This is a genomic window from Nonomuraea sp. NPDC001636 (assembly GCF_040298265.1).
Classification (GTDB): Bacteria; Actinomycetota; Actinomycetes; order Streptosporangiales; family Streptosporangiaceae; genus Nonomuraea.
This window is the reverse complement of the sequence record NZ_JBEOZT010000034.1, coordinates 102,648-109,448: the sequence shown is the minus strand read 5'-3', so window position 1 is coordinate 109,448 and position 6,801 is coordinate 102,648. Positions and strand designations below refer to the sequence as shown.

Annotated in this window: 9 protein-coding genes; 1 reads left to right on the top strand and 8 read right to left on the bottom strand. The window is 71.6% G+C overall.

Going from position 1 to position 6,801, the window contains the following annotated elements:
• Window positions 1-98: 98 nt before the first annotated feature.
• From ABT158_RS43515 to ABT158_RS43490, 6 genes are all read right to left on the bottom strand, one after another.
• Window positions 99-551, bottom strand: a complete 453-nt coding sequence (locus ABT158_RS43515; RefSeq protein ID WP_352363983.1) for a hypothetical protein — start codon at window positions 549-551, stop codon at window positions 99-101.
• A gap of 166 nt (window positions 552-717) precedes the next feature.
• On the bottom strand, window positions 718-1,023 hold the full coding sequence (locus tag ABT158_RS43510) for a hypothetical protein (protein ID WP_352363981.1): 306 nt from the start codon (window positions 1,021-1,023) through the stop codon (window positions 718-720).
• Between the two features lie 59 nt (window positions 1,024-1,082).
• Complete coding sequence (locus tag ABT158_RS43505) at window positions 1,083-1,412, bottom strand: DUF202 domain-containing protein (RefSeq protein ID WP_352363979.1); 330 nt, start codon at window positions 1,410-1,412, stop codon at window positions 1,083-1,085.
• Window positions 1,413-1,739, bottom strand: a complete 327-nt coding sequence (locus ABT158_RS43500) for a YidH family protein (protein WP_352363977.1) — start codon at window positions 1,737-1,739, stop codon at window positions 1,413-1,415. It lies immediately after the preceding gene.
• 47 nt (window positions 1,740-1,786) lie between these two features.
• On the bottom strand, window positions 1,787-2,173 hold the full coding sequence (locus tag ABT158_RS43495) for a DUF8711 family protein (RefSeq protein ID WP_125635023.1): 387 nt from the start codon (window positions 2,171-2,173) through the stop codon (window positions 1,787-1,789).
• 45 nt (window positions 2,174-2,218) lie between these two features.
• The gene (locus ABT158_RS43490) at window positions 2,219-3,403 is read right to left on the bottom strand and encodes an aminotransferase class I/II-fold pyridoxal phosphate-dependent enzyme (RefSeq protein ID WP_352363974.1); all 1,185 of its coding nucleotides are present in this window, start codon (window positions 3,401-3,403) and stop codon (window positions 2,219-2,221) included.
• Window positions 3,404-3,576: 173 nt separating this feature from the next.
• On the opposite strand from ABT158_RS43490, the gene ABT158_RS43485 reads away from it, so the two are divergent.
• The gene (locus ABT158_RS43485; protein ID WP_352363973.1) at window positions 3,577-3,834 is read left to right on the top strand and encodes a ubiquitin carboxyl-terminal hydrolase 14; all 258 of its coding nucleotides are present in this window, start codon (window positions 3,577-3,579) and stop codon (window positions 3,832-3,834) included.
• A 33-nt stretch (window positions 3,835-3,867) separates the two neighbouring features.
• On the opposite strand, the gene ABT158_RS43480 is transcribed toward ABT158_RS43485, so the two are convergent.
• Both ABT158_RS43480 and ABT158_RS43475 read right to left on the bottom strand, forming a co-directional pair.
• On the bottom strand, window positions 3,868-5,472 hold the full coding sequence (locus ABT158_RS43480) for a Na+/H+ antiporter (RefSeq protein WP_352363971.1): 1,605 nt from the start codon (window positions 5,470-5,472) through the stop codon (window positions 3,868-3,870).
• Window positions 5,473-5,535: 63 nt separating this feature from the next.
• A complete protein-coding gene (locus ABT158_RS43475) occupies window positions 5,536-6,558 on the bottom strand; it encodes a hypothetical protein (protein ID WP_352363969.1) in 1,023 nt (340 codons plus the stop codon).
• Window positions 6,559-6,801: the final 243 nt, after the last annotated feature.

Sequence of the window (6,801 nt, the reverse complement as noted above, 5' to 3'; positions counted from 1 at the left end):
GAAGATCACCCGTTCTACTGGATCTCCGTTCTCATGTCCCAGGTTCGGCCGAACACCTTGACTCGACCGCCAGCCGTCTTAACTTCCCGGCATTGGCGCTAGTGGTGGACGGGCGCGGCGCCCACGAGGCCGCGGTACAGCTCGTACCCGACGAACAGGGCGACGGGCACCCCGATCGCGACGAGCAGCCGACCGGCCAGCGGCGCCCCCGCCAGGGGCGCCTTCGGCTCCTCCAGCGCCGGACCCGACACGGCGCCGAGCTCGGGCACGAGTTGCGGCCGCACCTCGGGCCGCGCTTCCGGGTCCGGCCGCAGCTCGGGGTGCCTGGCCAGGTAGCCGTTCGGGAACGACGTCACGTGGTAGGCGCCGCATCCCGGGCAGCACGTGCCCGAGGAGGGGGGTTGCACGGCAACGCCGGAGCTGAGCCAGATCTCGACCTGATTGCCGTGGTCGTCGGCGAAATGCCGGACGACGAATTCCTCCTCCCAGACACGCAGGCAGCGCAGGCACTCGAAGGGCCAGGTCTCGCGGGTCTCGAACCCGTCGCGCACGAGGATCACCCCCGGCTGGGGATTCAGTGGTCTAGACCTGAGTCTGCGCCTGACCCCGCGCCTGCGCAAGACGCACCTTATGACACTTCAAGCTACGAAACGCTTACCAAGTGTCATGGTTTAGCGCCGTTTTTCGGCACATGCCCGGCCGCCGTCGCGTTTCCCGTCAGTACGGACGCCGCGGCGGAACCGGGCTGAGCAGCGGCGTCGCGTCCGGCACGACGGGCTCGCCCGATCGGAACAGCTCCGGATGCCGGGCGAGATAACCGGCCGGGAACGTGGTGGTCTGCTGGCAGCCGCAATGCGGGCAGATCACCCCGTACGACGGCGGCGGCACCACGAGCCCGTCCCTGAGCCAGATCTCGGCGGCGTTCCCGTGCTCGTCGTCGACGTGCCGGACGAGGTAGTCCTCTTCCCAGACGTGCCAGCAACCGCGGCACTCGAAGGGCAGGGTCCTGCGTTCTTCCTCCACTGAGGTCACCCCCTCACTACGAGTGTCCGCCTCCCCTGCGGAACATCGCAAGCCGGGGGTCACCGGACCGTGAGCACGAAGGTGACCGCCCCGAGCACGACGCTGAGGGTGCCGAGCCAGGCGAACAGCGCGTCGAGGCCGGCGTCGATGGGCCGTCCGCCGTGCAGGGCCTCCTGGACCCGGCGGAAGCGCACCCCCGTCCTGATCAGCAGGACCGCGCCGCACAGCGCGGCCAGCGCGAATCCCGCGACGGCCACGGCGGGCAGGCCGTGGCGCACCGCGAGCCCGGCCGCGCCGAGCCCGCCCGTGGCCAGCGCCACGGCGGTGCGGACCCAGGCGAGCCGGGTGCGCTCGCTCTGCAGGCCCGCGTCCCAGATCTCCTGTGACATCTAGACCGACAGGATGATGAGCACGAGGGCGACGACGGCCACGGTGGCGACGCCGTACCCGAAGACCGCCGCGAGGGCGGGCGGCGGGAGCGGCGCCTGGTTGCGCAGGGCGCGCTGGATGTTGCGCCAGCGCGGATAGGCCATGCCCGCGGCCAGCGCGGACAACGACACCAGCATGACCGCCAGCACCGTGCGGACCCACGGCACGAACACGTCGGAGGGCACCGCCGCCATGGCCACCCCGCCCGCGCTGAGCGCCAGCGCCGTGCTCAGCCACGTGAGGAAGGTGCGCTCGTTGGCCAAGGTGAAACGCGGGTCGGGCTCCATGCCTTATATGGTAATTCGTCCCCTTTTCCCCTAGAGAAGCCGGGATTTCAGCTGCACGCCTTGGCGACCTGCTGGGCGTAGTCGACCGCCTCGCTGCCCACCTTCTGGGCCGCGTCGACGGCGTCGTTCACGTTCTGCACGTTGATCCCGCCCAAAGTCTTGGCAAGGTCTTCGCTGGCCTGCTTGAGCGTGGTGTTGGCGGCCTTGTCGGCCACGTCGTTGAGCTTGCCCGCGGCGTCGTCGAGCGCCTTCTCCATGGCCTTGGGGTCGTCGGTGAGGTCCTTGACCTTGGCGGCCAGCTCGGTGACGATCTTCGGCGCCTCCAGGCACGCCTGGGCCTTGTCGATCGTGTCGTTGACCTCGCCGCACCCGGCGGCCAGGACGCAGACGGCGAAGAGCGCCAGGGGCACGAACCGGCTCTTGATGAGTCGCATACCTCGACCTTACCCAGCGCCCCGCGCCCGCGGCGGCGCCCGCGATCAGTGAAGAAGCCCCGTTCGACGGCCGGCGGCGGCGAAGGCGGCCGCGATCCGGTCGAGCTGGGCGTCGGTGTGGGTGGCGGTGAGGCTGACCCGGATGAGCGCCTGCCCCGGCGGCACCCCGGGCGAGATCATGGCCGTGGTGAACACCCCTTCGTCGAACAGCTCCCGCCACAACCGGAAACAGCGCAGGTCCTCCCCCACCGGCACGGCGATGACCGGACGGTCCGACGGCACGACGGCGTACCCCAGCCCGGCCAGCTCGCCGCTCAGCCGCCCGGCCGCCGACCGCAACCGGCGCCGCCGCTCCGGCTCGGCGACGACGATCTCCAGGGCGGCCAGCGCGGCGGCGGCGCAGGCCGGTGACAGCGCGGCGGTGAACACCATGGACCGCGCGTGGTGGCGCAGGTCGAGGATGATCTCCGCCGGCCCGGCGACCGCGCCGCCGATCGTGCCGAACGACTTGGAGAAGGTGATGGTCTGCACGTCCACGGCCTCCTCCAGGCCGTGCGCCTCGGCGGCGCCGCGACCGGCGTCCCCGAGCAGGCCGGCGTCGTGGGCGCTGTCCATCACGACGCGGGCCCCGTACGCGCGGGCCAGCTTGGCGATGCCCGGCAGGTCGCACACGTTCCCCGAGGTGGAGAACATGCCCTCGGTCACGATCATCCGGCCGGTGTCCGGGTCGCCCGCGGCCAGCAGCCGTTCCAGGTGCTCCATGTCGTTGTGCCGGTAGCGGCGTAAGCGTGCTCCGCCCAGGCGGACGGCGTCGATGAGGCACGCGTGCACCAGCCGGTCGCCGATCACCACGTCGCCGGGCCCCAGCAGTGCGCCCAGCGCGAGGTTGGCCAGGTAGCCGGCGCTGGTCACCATGACCGCCGGACGTCCGAGGAACTCCGCGAGCCGCGCCTCCAGCTCCTCGTGCAGCGCGAGTGAGCCGTTCGTCAGCCGCGAACCGCCGCTACCCGCCCCGAGCCGCCGGATCGCCGCGACGGCGGCCTCCTTGACGCGGGGATCCCCCGAGAGCCCGAGATAGTCGTTGGACCCGGCCTGCACCAGCACCCGCCCGCCGATCACCACCTCGCCGTCGCCCGGCCGCGCCTGGATCGGGTGGTAGTACGGATAGACGCCCAGCTCCTTGACCGGCTGGTACCCGGGCAGACGACACTTCGCGAACACATCGGCCATGCCTTCTCACTCCCCTGAGCGCGGACCCCCTGAGAAGAGTCTGATCGACCACCCCGCCGTTCGCGCGGGACTCCGTCCCCGAAGGCCCGGCAGGCACGGCGTTCTCGCAGGTCAGGGTCCGTACGGGAGGTCTGGGCGGAAGGCGCCGGCGGCCGGGTCCTAGGATCTGATCCATGGCAATGTGCGAGCATCTTTCCCAGGCCGACGACCCGGCGGCGAAGACCCCAGAGGGCTGCGAGGAGTGCCTGGCCAGCGGCGGCCGATGGGTGCACCTGCGGCGCTGCCTGGAGTGCGGCCACATCGGCTGCTGCGACTCCTCGCCCAACAAGCACGCGACCAAGCACTTCCACGAGACCACGCACCCGGTGATCCAGTCGTTCGAACCGGGCGAGAGCTGGCGCTGGTGCTTCGTGGACAACCAGATGGGCTGACCCGGCCGGCGCCCTCACGGGCGCCCGTCGGGGTCAGCGTTCGAGGATGGCCTCCTCGAAGTCGAGCTGGGCCATCACCTCGCGCAGCACCTCGTCGTCGAGGCGGCGCTCGTCGCGCAGGCGGACGAACACCTCGCGCTCGGCCGTGAGCATGTCACGGCGCAGCCGCCGGTAGATGCTGCTGGGGGTCTCGGCGCCGCCCTGCGCGGTGCCGCCGCCCAGACGTTCCCACGCGGTCAGCGACCGCCGCCACGACTTCTCCCTGAGCTGGTCGATGACCTGCTTCTTGATCTCGTCGGGCTCGCCCTCCTGCTCGACCAGCCGTTCGAGCTCGGCCAGGCCCGCCTCCAGCGCGGCCTGCTGGGCGGCCGCCTCGGCCAGCGTGTCCTCGTAGCGCTCCTGCTCGCTCGACACGCGCAGCTTCCTGATCAGCGCGGGGAACGTCATGCCCTGGATCAGCAGGGTGCCGATCACCGTGGTGAACGTCAGGAACAGCAGCATGGCCCGGTCGTCGGCCGGGATCTCCGGCGGGATGGAGAACGCCGCCGCCAGCGACACCACGCCCCGCATGCCGGCCCAGCCCAGGATCACCGTCTGCTGCGGGCTGGGCGCCGGGCCCCGCCGGACGAGCTTGACCAGCGGGGTGAAGGCGAAGACCCACACGAACCTGGACACGATCGTCACCGCGAGCACCGCCAGCGCGTAGCCGGCGACCTGCCAGGGGCCGTAGCCGCTGATGCCCTTGACCACGGTCACGAGCTGCAGCCCGATGAGCGCGAAGACGATCGACTCCAGGAAGAAGTCGGTGACCTTCCACACCGCGTCGGACACCAGCCGGGTGCCGAACCCCCGCTGGTGCATGCGGTTGCCCAGGTAGAGGCCGACGACCACGACGGAGATCACGCCCGAGGCGTGCACCGGCTCGGGCCCCAGCCCGGAGACGTGCACGGACTCGGCCGCCAGATACGCCGCGAACGGGATCAGCAGCATCAGCGTGTTCTCGACCAGCGAGTCGCGGGTGTGCTGGAACACCCAGGCGAACACGAACGCCAGCGCCAGCCCGATCGCCACCCCGCCGAGCGCCGCGAACAGGAACTGCGCCACGCCCTGGAACAGGTCGATGCTGCCGCCCACGGCCGCCCCGATGGCCACCCGGTAGGCCGTCAGCGCCGTGGCGTCGTTGAACAGGCTCTCGCCGATGAGGATCGTCAGCGACCTGCGCGGCAGCCCGAGCCGCCGGCCCACGGCGACGGCCGCGACGGCGTCGGGCGGCGCGATGATCGCGCCGAGCGCGAAGGCGGCGGCCAGCGGGAGCTGCGGCAGCAGCAGGTGGACGACCAGCCCCACCACGGCCGTGGTGAACAGCACCAGGCCGATCGACAGCAGCGCCACGGCCCGCTTGACGTCACGCAGGCGCAGGTAGGAGCTGTCGAGCGCGGCCGAGTAGAGCAGCGGCGGCAGGAACACGAACAGCACCAGCTCCGGCTGCAACGGCACGGCCGGCACCAGCGGCGAGACCAGCAGGCCGGCCGCGACCAGCAACAGCGGGGCCGGCCAGCCCCGCCGCCGCGCCACCGCCGCGACCGCGACCGCGCCACCGGCCATCAGCAGCAGTTGCAGGCCCATGGTCGGGTTCAACGACGCTCCTCCAGCTCGCCCGGGTGGATGCCGAGAGCGTACCCGGCGGCTGGGAGGAGGGTGTCACCACTCCCGGCGGTCGCGCCCGTCGCCGTAGTCCTGCTGCTGGTCGGGGCGCAGGCGTTCGCCGGTCGAGAACAGGGGGTCCGTCACGTACGGACGGCCCATGTTCGGGTCGGACGACTGCGGCGGGTACTCCTGGCGGCCGAGCGCCAGCAGCGGGTCCACCGGGTTGGGCTGCGCGGGCTGCTGGTAGCCCTGGTAGGTGTCGGCCGCGCGGTAGGAGTCCTGGGCGGGCGCGGGGTTGTGCCTGCGGCCCGCGCCGGGGATGCCGTGCATGGGCGTGCCGAGCCCGGCCGTGCTCTGCGGCTGCTGAGCCGGGGGCTGGGACGGCGGCGGCTGGTAGGAGCCGTACGAGTCCGGGGAGTACTGCTGGGCCGGCGGGTAGGGGTCGGCGGCCTGCGACGGGAAGCCGAGCGGGTCGGTGCTCAGCGGCGCCGGGCGGCGCTGGTCGGTGGGCAGCTGGTAGACGGGCTCGCTGCTCTCGACGTACTGGGGGCCGGTGAAGGGGTCGCCGGTGTACTGGGGGCCGCTCAGCGGGTCGCCGGTGTACTGCGGGCCGCTGAAGGCGTCACCCGTGTACTGCGGGCCGCTCAGCGGATCGCCCGTGTACTGCGGGCCGCTGAACGGGTCACCGGTGTAGTGGGGGCCGCTGTGCGGGTCGCCGGGGTACTGGGCGGCGGGCTGCTCGACGTACTGGGGGCCGGTGAAGGGGCTGCGCTCGCCGTACGACGGCGTCTCCCGGGGGCCGGTGGTCTCGCTGTAGGAGGCCACGAGTTTGTCCTGCGGCGCGGGGCCGCGCGCGACCAGCACGTCGTTGGGCGACAGCGACGCGGTGGGCCGCTCGTCGAGCGCGGGCGGCGGAGGCTGCTGCTGGGCGTGCTGGGGCGGCCGGTGGTACGTGCCGGTGCCCGGCATGACCTCGGTTCCCGGATCGGCCGCGGGCACCGCGGGCTGCTCGCCCGTGGCCTCGGCGTAGCCGTCGTCGAGCGTGTCGAGCAGCCTGCCGACGTCCTCCATCGGCATGCGGAAGCTCGCTGTGCACATCTCCCCTCGCCACAGGCTGAGGACGAGTGTGCCCTCATGCCACGTGACCCGGAGGCACCGCTCCTGACCTCGTGCATCGAAGAAGACTTCGCCGAACGACGGCAACGGGACAACTTCCGACATGGCAGACATACTGCTTTAACCAGCCTTTATTCGTCCACTCAACCCCGGAAAACCCTACCTAACCGCTCTCACCATCGAGACCGTGAACCCCATCGATCA

Bases quoted from the DNA above. Each gene is read 5' to 3' on its own strand.
- ABT158_RS43505 (WP_352363979.1), bottom strand. From the start codon at position 1,412: ATGTCACAGGAGATCTGGGACGCGGGCCTGCAGAGCGAGCGCACCCGG.
- ABT158_RS43500 (WP_352363977.1), bottom strand. From the start codon at position 1,739: ATGGAGCCCGACCCGCGTTTCACCTTGGCCAACGAGCGCACCTTCCTC.
- ABT158_RS43495 (WP_125635023.1), bottom strand. From the start codon at position 2,173: ATGCGACTCATCAAGAGCCGGTTCGTGCCCCTGGCGCTCTTCGCCGTC.
- ABT158_RS43490 (WP_352363974.1), bottom strand. From the start codon at position 3,403: ATGGCCGATGTGTTCGCGAAGTGTCGTCTGCCCGGGTACCAGCCGGTC.
- ABT158_RS43485 (WP_352363973.1), top strand. From the start codon at position 3,577: ATGGCAATGTGCGAGCATCTTTCCCAGGCCGACGACCCGGCGGCGAAG.
- ABT158_RS43475 (WP_352363969.1), bottom strand. From the start codon at position 6,558: ATGCCGATGGAGGACGTCGGCAGGCTGCTCGACACGCTCGACGACGGC.